This is a genomic window from Pararhizobium polonicum (assembly GCF_001687365.1).
Taxonomy (GTDB): domain Bacteria; phylum Pseudomonadota; class Alphaproteobacteria; order Rhizobiales; family Rhizobiaceae; genus Pararhizobium; species Pararhizobium polonicum.
This window is the reverse complement of record NZ_CM004502.1, coordinates 18579-36781: the sequence shown is the minus strand read 5'-3', so window position 1 is coordinate 36781 and position 18203 is coordinate 18579. Positions and strand designations below refer to the sequence as shown.

Here is an 18203-nt window from a genome sequence, read left to right as displayed (position 1 = left end):
CCGCCACGAACGCCCCTTCCCCCCTCTCCCTCCAACCACATCCGCCGCCCTCACCGCTTCCGGCGGGCATCTACCTCTCAGCCGGCTGCGGAGAGAGGCCTGTTCAGCCAGGCAGCCATCTGCTTCCGCATGATGCCGAACGGCCCGCAGATCTCCGTTACAGGCGCGCTCCCCGTCACAAAGCCGTCCTCGCGGAACAGCTCCACGAAATGGCTCATCACATCGAGATAGAGGGCACCGCCGACCAGGCATACTTCGACGAACGGCAAAGTGCGATGTGCCGTCATCGAATTGATGTGGCAGCCCGGATGTTCGCCGGACGGTATGAAGCGTCGCTGGGTCTTCGGGCGCGGCCATCGTGTACTGAGGCCGCCTGATTTCACGACGGCAACAATCTCCGGCGTCATCCGCGCCTCGTATTGTTCGATGTCCATGTTGGCGTCGCGGAAGCCGTAATGTGCGGATAGAATAGCAACGCGCGCCTTGTGCTCATCGGGATCGACATGGCGCAGGGTGCGCCAGAGAGGGCCATCGTACCGGTCGCGCGCCGGTATCCATTTCGGGCCGGCACGCTTGGTCATCGAGCAGGAAGGGATCAGCAATCGCCGGGAGGTCGAGACAGTCGTCATTCGGCCGTCCTCCTGTTGGCACGAATTTCGAGCAGCTCGGCATAGCGAGTATGGATCGAAGCTCGATCGAGAAAGCCCGCACGCAACCCCAACATGGTACTGATCTCCGCGCGCACCTCGGCAAGAAGATCGGCCTCGCCGTCGGACAGCATCCGGGTTGGCCAACCCTTTACATAGAGCATCTGCTTCGAGAGACGTCGCTCTGCCGCTCGGCGCCGAGCCGCCTTATCCTTCGCGGCAGCTAGCCGAGCCTGCATATCCGGCCGAAGGAGATGGGGAGCGATGTCTCCTAACCAGCGCGCCCCCTGAAATGCGAAGGTGCTGCGGGATTCCAGGCCCACCATCTGGCGATAGAGATCATGAGTTTCCGGCTGGCCGGCGGCCGCTACGAGATCCGGAAGACTCGACATGATGCAGAAGCGGCACGACACACGGCTCAATCCGAACTGCCGGTATGCGGGATGGGGTTCGATGCCCCAAGCATGCAGCGACGCAAAGACTTCCGCCTCCGACCAGTCAAGGATTGGGCGCCAGGTCCATATTTGCTCGCCCGGCTTATGATCCATGATCTCTGCGCGAGCCCGTTGGGTGCTCTCCGCGCGACGCACTCCTGTGACGCTGATTATCGGCAGCCGCGTAAACCGGCGTTTGAGCTCGGCATGAATTTTCGAGGTCTTCAGTTCAGAGGTGCAAAACCTCATCGCCGGTGTGCTCCAGCATGGAACGAGCGTTACCGTGCTGAGGTTTTCATAACGCGCAACGTTCGACCGCCAGCGGCTTTCCCATCGGTCCATGAGCCCGCCCTGCTTGCGGCGGACGATAATGAACTCGGTGCCGAGTTGCGCGGAAAGGCGCTCGCAGGTGGGGAGTGAATCCGCCCATTCCACCGAGCCGAGATCGGCATGGATCAACAGACGGGGACCACGATGCCCGATTTTATCGAGATATTGGAATGTCGCCGTTGCGGCGGCCTGGCTGTCCTTGCCTCCCGAAATGCCAATCGCCACTGCCGCACCTTGAGCGAGGAGGTCGGTAATCTCCCGAGTCGTGGAAATGCGATCGATCGGCGACAGCGACGTTGCCGTGAACGGCAATGCGTTCGGAGGACTAGCGCCGGCGGTCGCGGACAGGCGGCGGTGCTGTTTGCCAGTAGTTTGGGTGGTTCCGCTTCGACGGGTTTGTAACTCACGCAATGTCCGGCTCCTCGGCGAGCCGACCGGAAACTCTCTCCAGCCTCCTAACTCGCCGCCGCCGGCCATCCCCCCTCTGCCTCCGCCGCCAGCCGCCCCGCTCAAGGGCCAATCCTTGTGTCGGCTCAATGGTGCAGCAGAAAATTAAGGACAAATTCAATGGGATGTCGTAACCTGCCCTTGGAGCGGTACGCGCTGCTCTGGGGCGTCGAAACCCCTGTATCCAATGGTTGGGCCTACCTAAAAGGCTCCCTCCTTGACCTTCAGCGTCGGGGAGCCTGTGGCGTATGTCCAGGTTCTCGCGAACTAAAGGCTACAGGGCTGTGGATACACGGTTTCGAACTCCCCGCGGCCGGGGGTCAATGAGTTTTGAACGGCGGGGGCGTACCGCCAGCAATGCTCAAGGAGAAATCGTTGAAAAACCCACCCTCTTACACTTTCTACACCTACTCGGTTGCTGCCATCCCACAGGAGGAAAGATGGAAGCCAACGGGCATTTCGGATATTTTCTTTGACAGTCTTGAGGAGGCCCGCAGTGCGGTGATTGCTCTGCGCGAGGACGTTGCGGCTGACCTTGAGATGGAATGGGCGACGACGGTGCTCGAGAAGATGGAGACGATCCCGTTGGATCAGGCCGCTGTCCTTGCATTGCTAAATCATGGTCCCGGAAGCGTTGTCGCACGCTGTGAAATCGTCGAGACATTTGGCCCGAAGGCGTAGATGAGGCCCCGCGCGGTCATTTTTTCGGGTTCAGACGCTCCTGCATCTCTTTGCTGGCACGAAAGAACGGCGTCCACTTTTCCTCAACGAAGACTGCTGTTCCATTGCTCGGATTTCGACCGGAACGCGACGGTCTGTGTCTGACCGAAAATACTCCAAAACCCCGCAGTTCGACGCGATCACCCTCTGCTAAAGCATTGGCGATATCATCGAGAATAGTTCCCACGATCTTCTCGACGTCTTGCTGATAGAGGTGCGGGTTTCGAAGCGTGACGGTATGAATGAGTTCTGATCTGATCATCGGGTCCTCTTACCGAATTTGAGGTCATTGGGAAGGGCGGTGGCGAACAGGCGCGGGTCTTGTGATCCTATCGGCGCTTGCATCATGAACATAGGTCGGTAACGTGCCCCGCTCGGCAACATTACAAAGGAGCGCCTCATTGGAGACCCCTTCCAAGAAACCAAATCCCATCGATGTCGAGGTTGGTAGACGCATCCGCATGCGCCGCACTCTGCTCGGTCTAAGCCAGACGACACTGGCCGACGCCTTGGGCATTACGTTTCAGCAGGTGCAGAAATACGAGAAAGGCACCAACCGCGTCGGTGCAAGCCGGCTCCAGGCGATTGCCGAGTTCCTTCAAATCCCAGTCTCGTTTTTGTTTGAGGGTCAAGAGACGATCGGCGCCGATGCAGAAAGCCTGCATGGCCGAGAAATTACCGAATTCATTTCCACTACGGAAGGTCTTTCTCTCAACAGATCTTTCGTGCGCATCCAGGATCCTGACGTCAGGCGAAAGGTCGTGGGTCTGGTCAAAGTCCTGGCGAGCACCGAAGCCGATCAGGACGCCTTTGAAGGTCTGGATATTCAGCCGGCATAAGTCGACCTCATCTGAAATCCCGCGTCTTGACCTTGATCTGATCGAGGTGGCCATATTGATCTATGATGTCGCGAACCTTCGGAAGCCCGCGCGGATCAAGCGTCGGCGACGCATGATGAAACTCGTCGCCGCGCCCGTGCGGGAGCGGAAAGGCCCCTTCCCGCGACCCGACGCTGGCAAGCTCACTGGTTAGACCTGTCAGCCTGTGAGCGACGAGGTGTACCACCTCACCCTCGCGCTGGATCCTGCCATAGACGCCGATCATGCCGGCGCCGAGCACGACGCGCCGGTACTTTTCGAAGGTCTTCACCCAGACGACGAGATTTGCATGGCCGGTCTCGTCCTCGATGGTGATGAACATGACGCCCTTGGCCGAGCCCGGCCGCTGACGCACCAATACGAGGCCGGCGGCCTCCAGCCATTTGCCGTCACGGGCATTCATCGCATCCTCGCAGGTAACAATGCGTCGCCTTTTGAGGTCGTCCCGCAGGAAGCTCAGCGGATGAGCGCGCAGGGTCAGGCCGACATGGCTATAATCCTCGACGACCTCGCCGCCTAACGTCATCGGTTTCAGCGCGACCACTGGTTCAAGCGTTTCAGGAAGAACCGTTTGCTCGCGGACGGCCGCGGCAGCGAACAGCGGCAGGGGCTCATCGCGCAGCGCTTCGATCGCCCAGAGCGCCTCGCGTCGCGCCAGTTTCAACGATGGCTGGAATGCATCCGCTTCGGCCAGTTGGACCAGCGATGCCGACGGCACGCTGGCCCGCCGCCAGAGATCGTCGACTGACTGGAAGGCCAAGTCCTCGCGGGCGGCGACGATCGCGGCGCCATGCTTGTTTGCCAATCCTTTGACCATGCGCAGCCCCAGACGAACGGCGAAGCGGCCGCCGTCCAAGGGTTCGAGCGTGCAGTCCCAGCGAGAGGCGTTGATGCAGACGGGACGGACCTCGACACCATGTTGGCGGGCATCTCGGACGATCTGGGCCGGCGCGTAAAACCCCATCGGTTGGGCGTTAAGGAGTGCTGCGCAAAAGACCTCGGGATGCCAGCATTTCAGCCAGGAGGAGGCGTAGGCGATCAGGGCGAAGGAGGCAGCATGACTTTCGGGAAAACCGTAGCTTCCGAAGCCTTCCAATTGGCTAAAGGTCTTTTCGGCGAAGTCGCGCTCGTAACCATTGGCGATCATGCCGTTGATCAGCTTTTCGCCGAACTTTGAAACGCCGCCGGTGTGCTTGAATGTCGCCATGGCGCGCCTGAGCTGATCGGCCTCGCCAGCGGTGAAGCCGGCACATTCGATTGCCACCCGCATCGCCTGCTCCTGAAACAGCGGCACACCCAGTGTTTTCCCGAGAACTTTCTCCAGTTCCGGCTTCGGATAATGAACCTTTTCCTTGCCCTCCCGCCTCCTCAGATAGGGATGCACCATATCGCCCTGGATCGGGCCGGGGCGGACGATCGCCACCTCTATGACGAGATCGTAGAAGGTCCTCGGCTTGATCCGCGGCAGCATCGACATCTGCGCCCGGCTTTCGATCTGGAATGTGCCGAGCGTGTCGGCCCGCCTGATCATCGCATAGGTGCGCGGATCCTCCGGCGGAATGGTCGCCAGATCCTTCCTGATCCCCTTGTGCTCCTCGAGAAGATCGAAGCCGCGTTTCATGCAGGAGAGCATCCCCAGACCCAGGACGTCCATTTTCATGAATTTCAGGATGTCGATGTCGTCTTTATCCCATTCGATGATCTGTCGGTCTTCCATTGCAGCCGGCTCGATCGGCACCAACTCGTCCAACCTGTCCTGGGTAAGCACGAAACCGCCGGGATGCTGCGAATGGTGACGCGGTGTGCCGATCAGCTGCTGGGCCAGATCGAAGGCCAGACGCAGCCGCCGATCCGATGCGTTGAGATTGAGGTCGGCCGCCTGCTTTTCGCCGATGCCTTCCTTCCAGCCCCAGACCTGTGACGACAGCATTTTTGTGAGATCCTCGGGCAGGCCGAGCGCCTTGCCGACATCACGCAACGCTCCCTTGGCGCGGTAGCAGGTGACGACGGCACAGAGAGCCGCTCTTTGTCGGCCATAGGTCTCGTAGATCCACTGGATGACCTGCTCCCGCCGCTCGTGCTCGAAATCGACATCGATGTCCGGCGGCTCCCGCCGCTCTTCCGAAACAAAACGCTCGAACAGCAGGTCGCTGCGCGACGGATCGATCGAGGTGATACCGAGGACGTAACAGACGGCGGAATTCGCCGCAGAACCCCTGCCCTGGCATAAAATGCCCTTCGAGCGGGCAAAGCGCACGATCGAATTAACGGTGAGAAAATACGGCGCGTATTCGAGCCTGGCGATCAGCGCCAACTCATGCTTCAGGATCTTCTCGACGTCCTCAGGCAATTCTTCGGGATACCGGTTCGGCACAGCCTCCCAGGTCAGCTTCTCCAGTGCTTCCTGCGCCGTCAGCCCGGGGAGCATCAACTCGTCCGGATACTGGTAGGCCAGCTGGTCGAGCGAGAATCTGCACCGCGTGACGATCTCGCGGGTCCGGGCTAGCGCCTCCGGATAGCGCTTGAAGAGCCGGTGCATCTCCTCCGGCGGCTTCAGATAGCGGTCGGCGAAACGCTGCTTGCGGCGGCCGAGCTGATCGATGGTGCAATTGTGCCGGATGCAGGTGACGATGTCCTGCATCAGCCGCCGATCGCGATCGTGGTAGAGCACGTCGTTGGTGACAACCGTTGGGACATCGGCCTGCGCGGCGAGATTGGAGAGCTGATGCAGGCGGAGCTGGTCATTCGGCCGGCGACGCAGCGTGAGCGCCAGATAGGCACGATCGCCAAAATCCTGGCGCAGGCGCCGCAGCCTGATGGTGCAGAGATCATCAGCCAGATCCGGAAGCAGAACGACCAGCAAGCCCTCGCCATAGGTGACCAGATCATCCCAACTAAGATCGCACTTGCCCTTGCCGGCCTTCCCCTTACCGAGAGAGAGCAGACGGCACAGCCTGGAATAGGCTGGTCGATCGATCGGATAGACGAGAACCGAGAGATCGTCGCGCAGATCCAGACGGCAACCGACGACAAGGCGGATGCCGGTATCCTTGGCCGCCTGATGTGCTCGCACGATGCCTGCAAGGCTGTTGCGATCGGTGACCGCCAATGCCTCGATGCCGAGGACAGCCGCGGTGGTAAACAGTTCCTCGCAGGAACTCGCCCCGCGCAGAAAGGAAAAATGCGAGGTCACCTGCAGTTCGGCGTAGCGGCTTTGATCGACCCCGGGCTCGCTCATCCGAAGATCCCCTGCAGGAACCAGCTGCCGGAGCCACTGTCGGCATGTTCGCCATCGCCCTGCCGATAGATCCAGAAGCGTTCGCCCGCCTCGTTCTCGACCACGAAATAATCCCTGATAGCGCGGAGTTCCTTGTCACGCTTCCACCATTCGCCGAAAACACGCTCCGGACCGTCGGCGCGCTTCACCGCATGGCGGCTGCCGCGCCAGGTAAAGCTGACGGGGGGATGATCCGGCAGCAGCGCCATGCACTGGATCGGCTCTGGATGCAGAAGGAGCCGGGACGGTCGAGGCCATTCCACTGGCCATCCCAGTTCATCGTCTTCGGCGAGTGCGGAAACTGCCGCCAGGGAACGCTCCGGCACATCGCTCTCGACGGCCGCGACCCGATAAACGCGGTGACCACGGTTGGCGATGACGTCGATCAATCCGCCGATCTCCGCTTCCGGCTCTTCGATCAGCGACGATATTGTCTGCACCGCTTCCAGCGGCTCGCAATGCGCAGCAGACAGCACCATGATCTCGATACCAAAACCGGGATCGATCGTATCGATCCGGTCGCAAAGGAGCTTGGTCAGGCGCTCGACATCGCGCACCGGTTTGGCTGTCCCTGCCCGGATGACCTGCAGGGTGTTGTCGACACGATGCAGGATGAGGTCGAGACGGCGGACGCCAATCTCCTGCTCCTCGAGCACTGCGCACAACCGGACCACCAGCATCCTGACGTAGCGGGCGATGGTCTCTGTGGCCGAGATCGGTTCGGCGAAGGCGCGCCGGGCTTCGATGGCTTCCGCGGCGCGGATAGGATCGATCGGCTCAGCAACGCGGCCGAGCGCCTGATCGAGGCGGCGGCCTATTTCGGGGCCAAAGCGCAGGGCCAGCGGCGCGCGTGGCGTGGCGGCGAGCTCACCGACGCGATCGAAACCGAGGGTGCGAAGTGCCGCAACAGTCCGGCTCTCCAACCGCAGCGCCGCGATCGGCAGATCGAGCACAGCCTGCGCCGCCTCCCCTTCGGGAACGACCAGACAGGGCTTGGCGGAAAAGCGGGCGAGCGCGTGGGCCGCACCCCAGCTGTCGGCAATGGCGGCCCGTGCGGTAAAACCCATCGCAAACAGCCGATTGATCATGCCTGATAGCATCAATGTCTCGTTGCCATGCAGGTGGTCGGCGCCGGTCGTATCGATGACGATGCCATCAGGAGGGTCGGCAGCAACGATCGGCGCATAATTGCGCAGGAACCAGAGCGCCAGGCGATCAAGTTCCTTGCGATCCTCCTCGGGGCACAGCTCCTCGATGATCAACTCGGCAACCAAGGCCTGGGCTTTGCTGGCCGGCATGCCGATGCGCAGTCCCGCGGAGATGGCAGCGACATTGGCGGCCGCGACCAGCTGACGGCTGCCTTCCCTCGCAATCATCACCAGCGGCTGGTCAGCCGGCGGCGCTTGTTGCCCAAGCATCCGACGATGGCGATCGGTGGGCCAGGTCGGCAGGTAGACCGAGACGACCCTTGGCATCGCAGGCTTCGACCACATAATCAGCACTTTCTGCGGCACGGCAACGAAGAAGTTCGAGATACCACCGGGCCCGGCCAATGCCTGGAACCGGCAGCGGTTGAGACGGCAGCACTGAGATGCGCCAGCGCGTCACGGCAGCCGTCGGATGCCCGAAATCCGAAACATCCGCGTGGCGACGCCAGCGGCGAATGGCGATGCCAAGCACGCCAGAGGTCTCGGCGGCGAGCTGCAGCCGGCGCGACGCGGTCATCGGCAAGCGGGCCAGCTCGCCGATCACGGCGCCAACGCCTCGACATCGAAGACTTTCCTCGAAACAGTCTAGAACGCCTTTCTCGTCGCGACATTCGACCATGACGACGCGGTTGTTCGACAGGCCCGCCTGCACGATCCCCGGCATGAACAGGTCCTGCCGAGTGACGCACCAGAACACCATTCCCTGCGTGCGTGCAGCAATCCCGGCGCTGAACAGGGCGGCAGCAGCCCCGTCGAGTGCGCCATTGCCGCCGCCGGCGACCTCATGAAGCGCCCCGAGCGCCAAACCGCCTCCGGGCAGATGTCGATCGATCTCATCCACACCGAACGGCAGAGCCTCGCGAGGCCGCACTGAGCCGCCTTCCAGATGATGGATGCGCTCCCGCAACTCCTCGATGGCAATGGTTCGGGCACGGTTTTGCATAATGTGGGCAAGTCCGATCAAGACCTTTTCAACGGGCGTAGCGTAGGTTATGTTCCTTTTTTGTTCTCTAATGTGCAATGAGTCAATCGGATGCTTTGGCCGTTCGGCGCAGCAGAAAGTTGGGCGACCATGATGAGCTTGGGAATCCATGAGCAAGATCAAATGGATGGGCTTTTATTCACAGGCAGGAAAAATTTCCTGAGCTGCAATGCACGTCAAACGAGTCCGCAGGAGATGAAAACGGAATGAGCGTGGCCTATCTGGAAAAGCTCAACGAGCAGCAGCGGCTGGCGGTCGAGCATGGCGTCGCGCTGGTGGACGGCGAGGTTGCCGGTCCGCTTTTGATCATCGCTGGCGCCGGGTCCGGCAAGACCAATACACTCGCCCATCGTGTCGCTCACCTCATCGTCAACGGCGCCGACCCGCGCCGCATCCTGTTGATGACCTTTTCCCGTCGTGCCGCCTCGGAAATGGCCCGCCGTGTCGAGCGGATCTGCAAACAGGTGCTTGGCGCCAATTCCGGCATCCTGACGGACGCGCTAGCGTGGTCCGGGACATTCCACGGGATCGGCGCCCGTCTGCTCAGGATCTATGCCGAGCAGATCGGCCTCAATGTCGACTTCACCATCCACGACCGCGAAGATTCCGCCGACCTGATGAACCTCGTGCGCCACGAGCTCGGCTTCTCGAAAACGGAAAGCCGGTTTCCGACCAAAGGCACGTGTCTTTCGATCTATTCCCGGGTGGTCAATTCGGAAGCGCCCCTGGCGACCGTGCTGAACGCAAATTATCCGTGGGTCAGCGGCTGGGAAGCGCAGCTGAAAGAACTGTTTGCCGGATATGTCGAGGCCAAGCAGACGCAGAACGTCCTCGATTACGACGACCTCCTACTTTACTGGGCGCAGATGGTGTCCGATCCCGAGATTGCCGACGACGTCGGCGGCCGCTTCGACCATATTCTCGTCGATGAATATCAGGACACCAACAAGCTTCAGTCGTCGGTGCTGATAGCGCTGAAGCCGGGCGGTCGCGGCCTGACGGTGGTCGGCGACGATGCACAGTCGATCTATTCGTTTCGGGCGGCGACGGTCCGAAACATCCTCGACTTTCCGAACGAATTTTCCCCTGCTGCCGGCATCATCACGCTCGATCGTAACTACCGCTCGACACAGACAATCCTTGCGGCGGCCAATGGGGTGATCGACCTCGCCCGGGAACGCTTCACCAAGAACCTCTGGACCGATCGGCAATCCGAACAACGGCCCATGCTGGTGACCGTCAAGGACGAGGCGGACCAGGCCAACTACACCGTCGAACAGGTGCTTGCCAACCGCGAGGTCGGCATGACCCTGAAGCAGCAGGCCGTGCTGTTCCGCTCCTCGAGCCATAGCGGCCCGTTGGAGGTGGAATTGATCCGCCGCAACATCCCCTTCGTCAAGTTCGGCGGCCTGAAATTCCTCGACAGCGCGCATGTGAAGGACATGCTGGCGGTGCTGCGTTTTGCTCAGAACCCGCGCGACCGCGTGGCTGGTTTCCGGCTGCTGCAGATGCTGCCGGGTGTCGGCCCCTCGACAGCCGGCAAGATCCTCGACACGATCGCCGCCGATCCCGAGCCGCTGATGGCGCTGGCGGAAATCCCGCCGCCGCCGAAAGCTGGTCCCGACTGGACGACGTTCGTCAAGGTTCTGATGGGACTGCGGAAGACCGAAACCGGCTGGCCTGCGGAAATCGCACAGGCGCGAGAGTGGTATGAGCCGCATCTCGACCGCATTCATGAGGATGCCGAGACTCGGAAGGCCGATCTTCTGCAACTCGAACAGATCGCGTCCGGATATCCGAGCCGCGAACGGTTCCTGACCGAACTGACGCTCGATCCGCCGGATGCGACAAGCGACCAGGCCGGCGTTCCGCTGCTGGACGAGGACTATCTGATCCTGTCGACGATCCATTCGGCCAAGGGCCAGGAATGGCGATCGGTGTTCATGCTCAACGTCGTCGACGGCTGTATTCCCTCGGATCTCGGGGTCGGCACGACGGCCGAGATCGAGGAAGAGCGCCGGCTGCTCTATGTCGGCATGACCCGGGCGAAGGACAGCCTGACGCTCATCACGCCGCAGCGCTTCTTCACTGGAGGCCAGCATGCCCAGGGCGACCGGCATGTCTATGCCTCGCGAACACGCTTTATCCCCGTGACGCTGCTGCAGTTTTTTGAAGCGACGACATGGCCCCAGGTAAGCGCTTCGGCTTCCGAGCGCAGTGCGCGCCAGATCCGTGTGGATGTCGGTGCCAGGATGCGCGGCATGTGGCGGTGAGGACTTGATGTGGCAGATGAGGCAAACGATCGTCCCATAGAACCAGACGCTCAGGGCGCCATCCGCAAAATCATTCATTGCGATATGGATGCGTTTTACGCATCGGTCGAGCAACGCGACAATCCGGAGCTTCGAGGCCGGCCGGTCGCTGTCGGCAGTGCCGCAGCCCGCGGCGTCGTTGCCGCCGCCAGCTATGAGGCCCGGGCCTTCGGCGTCTTCTCCGCCATGCCGTCGGTCACCGCTCAGCGAAAATGCCCCGACCTCATCTTCGTCAGGCCGCGCTTCGACGTCTACAAGGCGGTCTCGCTGCAGATCCGCGCGATCTTCGCCGAATACACACCGCTCATCGAACCACTATCGCTCGACGAAGCCTATCTCGACGTCACCGAAAACCTGAAAGGCATGACGATCGCTACCGAGATTGCCGAGGAGATCAGGGCAAAAATTTTCGCAATTACTGGCCTCACGGCCTCCGCCGGCATCTCCTACAACAAGTTCCTCGCCAAGATGGCCTCCGGGCAGAACAAGCCGAACGGCCAGTTCCTGATCACGCCGAGGAACGGCGCCCGTTTTGTCGAGCAGCTACCGGTCAAGAAATTCCATGGTGTCGGTCCGGCGACGGCAGAGAAAATGCATCGGCTGGGCATCGAGACAGGCGCCGACCTGAAGATGAAAGAGCTGGACTTCCTCATCCAGCATTTTGGGAAGTCCGGACCGTATTTCTACGATATTGCGCGGGGCATCGACGTCAGGAAGGTCAAACCGGACCGGGTGCGCAAGTCCGTTGGCGCGGAGGATACGTTCTCGCAGGACATCCATTCCCACGAATTAGCTCGCGAAGGCCTTCAGCCGCTGATCGAAAAGGTCTGGGGGTACTGCGAAACCAATGAGATCGGCGCCAAGACGGTGACGCTCAAGGTCAAATATGCCGACTTCACCCAGATCACCCGCAGCAAGACGGTACCGGCACCTCTAACGGCGATCGGCGATCTGGAGGAGGTCGTCGATCTGCTTCTTGGACCGATCTTCCCGGCGCCCAAGGGTATACGCCTGCTTGGCGTGTCGCTGTCCTCCCTGGAGGAACGCAGGCCTGAAACGACGCCGCAGTTGCGGCTCGCCCTTTAGACTGCAAGCCGAGGCTGGAAAGAAGCGTTCGAGAGAGATTTGACGCGGAAGGTCCTGGCAGGAAGTGGCCGGAGGATTTCCTCTTCCGGTACAAGCCCATCGAGCCAGTCCATCCGCTGATCGCGCGTCAGGACTGCCATCTGCCGGTCATGATAAGGCGCGATGTCGGTATTCGCCTCAATCGTCAGGATGGCGTAGGCTTCCGGCCAGCCGTTCGACGCCTGTCGCCAGATTCCTGCGAAATAGAACCAGTCGCCGTTGGCGAGCGAGAAACTGAAATTTTTGCCGCCGCTACGATGGCGAAACTCCGATGCCGGCACCAGGCAGCGGTGGCTTGGAAACGTCCTTCCTTCAGAGCGAACGACGTTGACGGCGCGCGGACCGCCATCAAGAGGACGCAGCCCCCACGGCAGCTCGACCATCTCCACATCGCCCTCGTGGCGCCGTATGATGACGCGGCGCTCGTCGAGCGGGGCGTCGGACTGGAAAACCTTCGCGTTCGTCATATGTAGAACATAGCAAGAACCGAACGAGGCAACAAGGAGCGCTGAGGAAGCATGTGTAACGACTATCGGTTGATGGTGGACGTGGCCTCGATCGTCGAGGACTTCGCGCATCTCAAGATCAAAATCCGCTTCGGCGAAGGCGCGCCGAACCTTGCGGCACGCGAAGACATCAAGATCACCGACATGGCTCCGATCGTCCGCTGGATCGAGGGAGCGCGCGACGAGGCGGACCTCATCCAGCGCCGGTGGAGCTGGCCGGGACAAAACAAGCGGCCGGTCTACAATTTCCGATCGGACGGACGCGAGTTCAACTCCAACCGCTGCCTGATCGTTGCCGATGGCTTCTACGAGTTCACAGATCCGACGGAAAAAGGCAAAAAACGTAAGGATAAATGGCTGTTCACCAAGAAGGACGAGCCGATCTTCTGCATCGCCGGAATCTGGCGTGAGACGGATGACGTGGGTCAAGCCTTCACGATGCTGACGATGGAGCCGGGACCGGACATCGCGCCGTATCACGACCGGCAGATCGTCATCCTCGAGCGGGAGGCCTGGGCGGACTGGCTCGATCCGTCCGTATCAGCGAAGTCTCTGATCAGGCCACTGCCCGTCGGCACCCTCAATGTTGAGCAGGTCGGCTGATGCGCTTTCCATTTGCATACAGTCCTGCCTTCCCAAACAGGAGCGCTGCGGTCCAGGACGACTGCGCGACCGAGCCGCAGTCAGTGGTCGAATTTTCCGACGGAATGACGGTGCTCTCAACACGGCGCCGGGAGAGGGCAGGTATTCGTGGCCTTGTCCGGGTGCGGGATGTGTTGCGCGGCGTCTCATCGCTCGCTAGATTGGGCGACAACAAACCACCGGAAAAGAGGTCGGGATATGGCAATCGGAACCGTAAAGTTTTTCAATCAGGATAAGGGCTTCGGTTTCATTACGCCGGACAATGGCGGAGCGGATGTGTTCGTGCATGTGTCCGCCCTGCAAGGCTCCGGAACCCTGCACGACGGGCAAAAAGTCAGCTACGAGCTCGGCCAGGATCGCAAGACTGGGAAGTCCAAAGCCGAAAACGTCAGGGCGGATTGATATCCGGACGCGTCAGAATTTTGCGTACCGCTTGCGCTGTCTCTCCAGCCCTACACTGAGGCGGTTGGCGTGCCGGCAATGAAGCATGACTCCGTGAAATGGCTGTTTTCAGGAAAGGCTGAACGGTTTGATCCTGGTGAAATCTGTAAATCAGACGGCGACATTCAGTTCTTAGAATGAGATTGCGCTAGTGTGTTCTGCCGCGATCGAATTACGCTGCAGAAACCTCGCGTGGGCACGCTGGGCACGCAACAGATGCTTCTGGAGAATGGGATCGTTCGAGGACGTGCAAAAGAGGTTTGCCGGCCCTGATCGCCTCTATTTGCCGCGCAAACTCGTGCTTCTCCAACGCATACATGCCGCCACGAGCACCTTCGAAGCCGCAATTCCATGCTGCTAGCGCCTGTCCGTAACGCAGCGCCTCGATTAGGCCTCCTTCGTCAATTTCGTTGATGCCTTGCAGGCCCTTATGGGCAGCCGTCGCCAGCAGTCCCGCTGTGCACCAATCCCCTGAACCGCATGTATCGACCAGCAAAGGAGCGGCCAATGCCGGGAGGCTTTTCCAATCCGACGGGATCCCAGCCAATCGATGCCTGTAGCGAAGGCCTTGTGACCCCAATGTCTGGATTTCAAGCAGCGTGGGCCGGCCCCCAATCATTGCGCCACCAGCATCCGAAAGACGTTGATCGGAATATTTCACAATGTGGGCGATTTGCAGCGCTTCGTCGAAAAGCTTCTCGTCCGACTTTCCCGACGGTTCGAAGATAACGATGGCGCCGGCGCGCGCAGCTTCCGCCGCCAGCGATATCGCCGCACGCGACACGCGATCCAAAAAGAATACCGCCGCCCCGGAAAGTGCGGGGATAATCTGCTCGACAGCATTCTGCGTCACAGGACGGTAGCTTGGCAGCCTTTGTCCGCAATGGGGGCAGGTCCAAAGAAAGCGGTGCGTGGGAGAGCCATCGCGAGCGCGCTTGATCTGCTGGATAATGATCGGCGTATGGCCGGTCGGGGCGCAATCTGTATAATCGAGATGCACATTCCATTTTTTGAGGTCAACGCGAACACGCTCGGATGCCGGATCGCCGTTCATGCGCGCAATCGGATAGGCGTCCCATCCAAGGTAGCCCATAATCGTAAGGACGTTGCCGCAAGTGCCACCGGTCCAGGAATGGACAGGTGCAGCGCTATCAACGCCAATGACGAGGTCGAGTGCGATTAAGCCTGTTCCAAAGATTCGAGGCTTTTCGGTCGATATGGTCATTGAGCTAGTCCTTTTTTCAGTCTGGGGCGAGGCTGCGGGTAGACGTCTCCCTCCAACCAGACATGAATAAGATGCGGTGTCGTGGATGCGGGTTCCGCCGACGCTTGGAAATTATACCCTATCGACTCAAGGTAAGCGACTGGTAAATCCCGTTCCAGGGCCGCCATCAAGGCGCCGAGGGACATGACTTTGGTTCCGAGCGGCGACAGAATGAGGATCGAGCCACCGGCATCACGAAACACCGGTTTGCGCAAATCGTCGAGCCGGAGGATCGTTCGGTATAGATGCAAGGGGTCCTGCTCATCCGCATAGACGACATCACGCGCATCAACCTTCCAGGCGCTTTCGAACTCGACAATGTATTCCTCCGCGAGCAGATCGCCGAGCCGGGAGTCTCGCGCCGGAAACGGCAGTATAGGACATGTGTCGTGCGGCGAGACAAAATCGTGGACACGCGACAGCGCCTGCTGACGGCCCTTTGCAAGTTGGGGCAGCCAGAGCTTCGCTGCCTGGGAAGCCGAGTCGAGAGTGAGTCCGCCTCTGAACCCATGAACATAGCCCGGTGCATCGCTGGCAATTGACGAGATTTGCGCATCGAGGCCTGGATCATGAGCGACAAACAGGTGCAGGTTTTTCGGGCCTCTTCCCCGGTCAATGAGCTCAACGAAGAATTTGATCAGGGGAAAGGCCGTACCCACGGACAGGGCGCTGATATCTACCACCACGTCAGTAATCGAAGTCATGTCCTGACGAGATGCCGCCATCGCAACGTTTCTTCCACCGACAACAGCGCCGTCGGCCCCGAAAATCTCGATGGACACGATTTCATGGGATGGAATTGCGTTTTGGAGACGGCCGATGTTTTCTTCTGCTCTACGCGTAAGCTCTGGATCCGGATCTGGCCTGTTTTCCCGCACAAACAGGGCCCGCACATCGGCTCCCGCAGCGGCCATCCGTTCAACGACCTGAGTTGCACGGGGATCGAAGCCTGCGCCACCAATGAGCAAGGTCTTCCGATCCTTCATCGCAAAGTAGTCCGCGACGAAGCTCTCAGCCTCTCCGCCATCATGCGACACGCATGGATCCCATCGCCAATCCCGCGTCATCAGTTCGCCCCGCCCATTAGCCGGACAAGATCGTCTACCCGGCGTTCTATGAAGCCGCCCCTCTTCAGGGTAAGACCGTTCTGGATCAGCATAACTCCCGACAATTCGACGAGGCACCAGAGCCTGTTTTTCGTGCTGTGGTTCGGAATGAGGACAAAGGCGTTATATGCGACCCCAAACTGCAGCGCCTTGGCGAGGTCAGGCTGATGTCTCGGGATCAGGTCGAATTCCTCCTGCGGGATGCCGAACGCGTTCGCCCCGCCGTTGAGAGGAGCGTTCCCTTCGAGGCTCTTGGCGACGCATTGATCTGCTATGCCCTTCGACAGACGCCTGACAAGATGATTCAGCGGAAAGTCCCAGTCACGAATCATCTCGTCGGCGCGCTCGCGCAGCAAATTGTGCTGAGCTTGACTGGTGAGGGTCGGTGACTTCGACCTGATCAATTGCGTCTCGGACTGTGCGACGAGGCGTGCGGCGAGGTGAAGGAACTGCTCAGCATTTTCCGAACTCGCGTCGCATAAAGCGTCGATGCCGTAGTAATAGGGACGGTCGAACTGATGAAGCAAATGGATTTTCGCACCGTCCGCCACTGCTGACCCGGCGTTCAACGGCTTGGACGGCTCGGCGTCGACTTCGGGCTCATCCTCGAATAACCCCCGTTGGGGAACTCGATTTGCGTATCGCTCGAGGAGGATCGAGAGCATCGCCAGCTTCAAATCATCTGAGCTCTCCCCGGCCTTCTCAAGATAGTCAGCGACCTCGCGCTCCAGATTTGATCGACGCTCCGCCGTTATCGAATAACGGCGCTGGATCGCGTTGACCTTTTTAGTCAGTCTTTCCGCCTTCGAAGCTGGGAGGGACTCGACATGTGTTGACAGCAGGTCACCGAGCGAATTGAGGCCACGGCGATTAAAGACCTCCATCTGGCTGAGGTAACGTGCCGCCATGTCCTTCGCCATCTTGCGGAAGGCGCGGCGCTGATTTGCACGGCCTTCGCTGCTCTGCATCCATATCGTGGTGATTTCCCGGGCGCGTTTTAACCCCGGTTCATCTTCCTCGAAAACGTTCTGTCCTTCGATCAGGACGTCGGCGGGCGCCAGTGCGTCAAGGCGGGTCAGGATCCAGCGCGCAACACGCAGCTCTCTCCGGGCGAGCCATCGCTGTAGCGCCAGCAATTGGTTGGGATGCAGATAATGCGCGTCATCAAAGACGACGAGCGGGACGAGCTGCAAAATCTCCTGGCCATCTTTCACCTTGAAGGCGTCGATGACATCAAGCGGACGATAGGCGGTCGCTGCCGCATTCTGCTCGACCTCATCGATTTCGGGAGGAACGAGGGCTGCTGAGATCTCATAGATTGCTGCCTCCATCTCCCGGGCGCGGCGCTGCAATCCGACCCCGTTGGGCCCCCCAATCGCCTCCAGCGCTGCCTCGGCATCAGGTCTCGCAACAATTTCGATGTCGTCGAGCGCGATGCCGGCCGCCTGAGCGTCTCGCAACCAACCGAGTACGGCCCGCGCCTGCAGGAGGGCAACGGTTAGCGACGCCTTCAAGGAATCGGGATAGGGAAACTCCCAAAACTCGCGATATTCGCTCTCGAGGGATATCCTACATCCGATGATGGCAGGATGGCCGTCCCTAATGGCAGAACAGGCCGCCAATCCATCGATCAGGGTTTTATAGGTTTCAAAGCCGCGATTTCGCAGCAGAACGCGAAGTGCCGAGAACTTGAAAAGCCGGGCAAGAGTGGTCTTCCCACTCCCAGGCGTGCCGATCACCATGGCCAATCGGTCGTAGAGCTTACCTTCCTTGGCAGGCTTCTCGAAGAACGTCGAAAGCGGCTCTGGCGTCACGACAGCGAGAAAAGCTTCGTCCTGCTGAAGATACTCGGTTGCGCGTTTTTCAAAGGGATTGACCAAGTCT

At 60.2% G+C, this 18203-nt stretch carries 16 protein-coding genes; 6 read left to right on the top strand and 10 right to left on the bottom strand.

Annotation, left to right across the window (positions count from 1 at the left end; translation table 11 throughout):
* Nucleotides 1-77: 77 nt before the first annotated feature.
* Nucleotides 78-629, bottom strand: a complete 552-nt coding sequence (locus ADU59_RS00150) for a hypothetical protein (RefSeq protein WP_068950552.1) — start codon at nucleotides 627-629, stop codon at nucleotides 78-80.
* On the bottom strand, nucleotides 626-1822 hold the full coding sequence (locus ADU59_RS00145) for a phosphoadenosine phosphosulfate reductase domain-containing protein (RefSeq protein ID WP_244506328.1): 1197 nt from the start codon (nucleotides 1820-1822) through the stop codon (nucleotides 626-628). The genes ADU59_RS00150 and ADU59_RS00145 overlap by 4 nt, the downstream gene beginning before the upstream one ends.
* A 411-nt stretch (nucleotides 1823-2233) precedes the next feature.
* Between ADU59_RS00145 and ADU59_RS00140 the strand changes: the two genes are divergently transcribed.
* Nucleotides 2234-2539, top strand: coding sequence for a hypothetical protein (locus ADU59_RS00140; protein ID WP_244506327.1), 306 nt, complete (start codon nucleotides 2234-2236; stop codon nucleotides 2537-2539).
* Nucleotides 2540-2555: 16 nt separating this feature from the next.
* On the opposite strand, the gene ADU59_RS29375 is transcribed toward ADU59_RS00140, so the two are convergent.
* Nucleotides 2556-2840 (bottom strand): integration host factor subunit beta, encoded by a 285-nt coding sequence (locus ADU59_RS29375; protein WP_083198057.1) that lies wholly within the window; start codon nucleotides 2838-2840, stop codon nucleotides 2556-2558.
* A 199-nt stretch (nucleotides 2841-3039) separates the two neighbouring features.
* Here ADU59_RS29375 and ADU59_RS00135 point away from each other — a divergent pair, with 199 nt between their 5' ends.
* Nucleotides 3040-3417 (top strand): helix-turn-helix domain-containing protein, encoded by a 378-nt coding sequence (locus ADU59_RS00135; protein ID WP_068950795.1) that lies wholly within the window; start codon nucleotides 3040-3042, stop codon nucleotides 3415-3417.
* A gap of 7 nt (nucleotides 3418-3424) precedes the next feature.
* Here the strand turns inward: ADU59_RS00135 and ADU59_RS00130 are convergent, their stop codons facing one another.
* From ADU59_RS00130 to ADU59_RS00120, 3 genes are read right to left on the bottom strand one after another with little or no spacing between them, the layout of a single operon-like run.
* Entirely contained in the window at nucleotides 3425-6694 is a 3270-nt protein-coding gene (locus ADU59_RS00130; RefSeq protein WP_068950548.1) for an error-prone DNA polymerase, read from the bottom strand.
* Nucleotides 6691-8208 (bottom strand): DUF6504 family protein, encoded by a 1518-nt coding sequence (locus ADU59_RS00125; protein WP_083198056.1) that lies wholly within the window; start codon nucleotides 8206-8208, stop codon nucleotides 6691-6693. The genes ADU59_RS00130 and ADU59_RS00125 overlap by 4 nt, the downstream gene beginning before the upstream one ends.
* The gene (locus ADU59_RS00120) at nucleotides 8123-8884 is read right to left on the bottom strand and encodes an ImuA family protein (RefSeq protein ID WP_068950793.1); all 762 of its coding nucleotides are present in this window, start codon (nucleotides 8882-8884) and stop codon (nucleotides 8123-8125) included. Before ADU59_RS00120 ends, ADU59_RS00125 begins: the two co-directional genes overlap by 86 nt.
* A 245-nt stretch (nucleotides 8885-9129) precedes the next feature.
* On the opposite strand from ADU59_RS00120, the gene ADU59_RS00115 reads away from it, so the two are divergent.
* Together ADU59_RS00115 and dinB are read left to right on the top strand one after the other, a co-directional pair.
* Nucleotides 9130-11196 (top strand): ATP-dependent helicase, encoded by a 2067-nt coding sequence (locus tag ADU59_RS00115; RefSeq protein ID WP_068950544.1) that lies wholly within the window; start codon nucleotides 9130-9132, stop codon nucleotides 11194-11196.
* 9 nt (nucleotides 11197-11205) lie between these two features.
* Nucleotides 11206-12321 carry a DNA polymerase IV gene (gene dinB / locus ADU59_RS00110; RefSeq protein ID WP_083198055.1) on the top strand — a complete coding sequence of 372 codons (1116 nt, stop codon included), beginning with the start codon at nucleotides 11206-11208 and terminating at the stop codon, nucleotides 12319-12321.
* On the opposite strand, the gene ADU59_RS00105 is transcribed toward dinB, so the two are convergent.
* The gene (locus ADU59_RS00105; RefSeq protein ID WP_068950540.1) at nucleotides 12318-12827 is read right to left on the bottom strand and encodes an SOS response-associated peptidase family protein; all 510 of its coding nucleotides are present in this window, start codon (nucleotides 12825-12827) and stop codon (nucleotides 12318-12320) included. The two genes, dinB and ADU59_RS00105, sit on opposite strands and share 4 nt — an antisense overlap.
* Nucleotides 12828-12878: 51 nt before the next feature.
* On the opposite strand from ADU59_RS00105, the gene ADU59_RS00100 reads away from it, so the two are divergent.
* Both ADU59_RS00100 and ADU59_RS00095 read left to right on the top strand, forming a co-directional pair.
* Complete coding sequence (locus tag ADU59_RS00100) at nucleotides 12879-13469, top strand: SOS response-associated peptidase (RefSeq protein ID WP_068950537.1); 591 nt, start codon at nucleotides 12879-12881, stop codon at nucleotides 13467-13469.
* Nucleotides 13470-13706: 237 nt separating this feature from the next.
* Nucleotides 13707-13910, top strand: coding sequence for a cold-shock protein (locus ADU59_RS00095; protein ID WP_068950535.1), 204 nt, complete (start codon nucleotides 13707-13709; stop codon nucleotides 13908-13910).
* A gap of 211 nt (nucleotides 13911-14121) precedes the next feature.
* Here the strand turns inward: ADU59_RS00095 and ADU59_RS00090 are convergent, their stop codons facing one another.
* Genes ADU59_RS00090 through ADU59_RS00080 form a run of 3 tightly spaced genes read right to left on the bottom strand, consistent with a single transcriptional unit; the run spans nucleotide 14122 to nucleotide 18199 of the window.
* Nucleotides 14122-15174, bottom strand: a complete 1053-nt coding sequence (locus tag ADU59_RS00090; RefSeq protein ID WP_068950533.1) for a PfkB family carbohydrate kinase — start codon at nucleotides 15172-15174, stop codon at nucleotides 14122-14124.
* Entirely contained in the window at nucleotides 15171-16250 is a 1080-nt protein-coding gene (locus tag ADU59_RS00085; RefSeq protein ID WP_244506326.1) for a hypothetical protein, read from the bottom strand. The genes ADU59_RS00090 and ADU59_RS00085 overlap by 4 nt, the downstream gene beginning before the upstream one ends.
* Nucleotides 16251-16279: 29 nt before the next feature.
* Nucleotides 16280-18199 carry a hypothetical protein gene (locus ADU59_RS00080; protein WP_068950528.1) on the bottom strand — a complete coding sequence of 640 codons (1920 nt, stop codon included), beginning with the start codon at nucleotides 18197-18199 and terminating at the stop codon, nucleotides 16280-16282.
* Nucleotides 18200-18203 lie beyond the last annotated feature (4 nt).

Coding starts and splice junctions, on each gene's coding strand:
- ADU59_RS00105 (WP_068950540.1), bottom strand. CDS start 12,827: ATGACGAACGCGAAGGTTTTCCAGTCCGACGCCCCGCTCGACGAGCGC.
- ADU59_RS29375 (WP_083198057.1), bottom strand. CDS start 2,840: ATGATCAGATCAGAACTCATTCATACCGTCACGCTTCGAAACCCGCAC.
- ADU59_RS00125 (WP_083198056.1), bottom strand. CDS start 8,208: ATGCCAAGGGTCGTCTCGGTCTACCTGCCGACCTGGCCCACCGATCGC.
- ADU59_RS00100 (WP_068950537.1), top strand. CDS start 12,879: ATGTGTAACGACTATCGGTTGATGGTGGACGTGGCCTCGATCGTCGAG.
- ADU59_RS00090 (WP_068950533.1), bottom strand. CDS start 15,174: ATGACCATATCGACCGAAAAGCCTCGAATCTTTGGAACAGGCTTAATC.
- ADU59_RS00115 (WP_068950544.1), top strand. CDS start 9,130: ATGAGCGTGGCCTATCTGGAAAAGCTCAACGAGCAGCAGCGGCTGGCG.
- ADU59_RS00120 (WP_068950793.1), bottom strand. CDS start 8,884: ATGCAAAACCGTGCCCGAACCATTGCCATCGAGGAGTTGCGGGAGCGC.
- ADU59_RS00095 (WP_068950535.1), top strand. CDS start 13,707: ATGGCAATCGGAACCGTAAAGTTTTTCAATCAGGATAAGGGCTTCGGT.
- ADU59_RS00130 (WP_068950548.1), bottom strand. CDS start 6,694: ATGAGCGAGCCCGGGGTCGATCAAAGCCGCTACGCCGAACTGCAGGTG.
- ADU59_RS00150 (WP_068950552.1), bottom strand. CDS start 629: ATGACGACTGTCTCGACCTCCCGGCGATTGCTGATCCCTTCCTGCTCG.
- ADU59_RS00135 (WP_068950795.1), top strand. CDS start 3,040: ATGCGCCGCACTCTGCTCGGTCTAAGCCAGACGACACTGGCCGACGCC.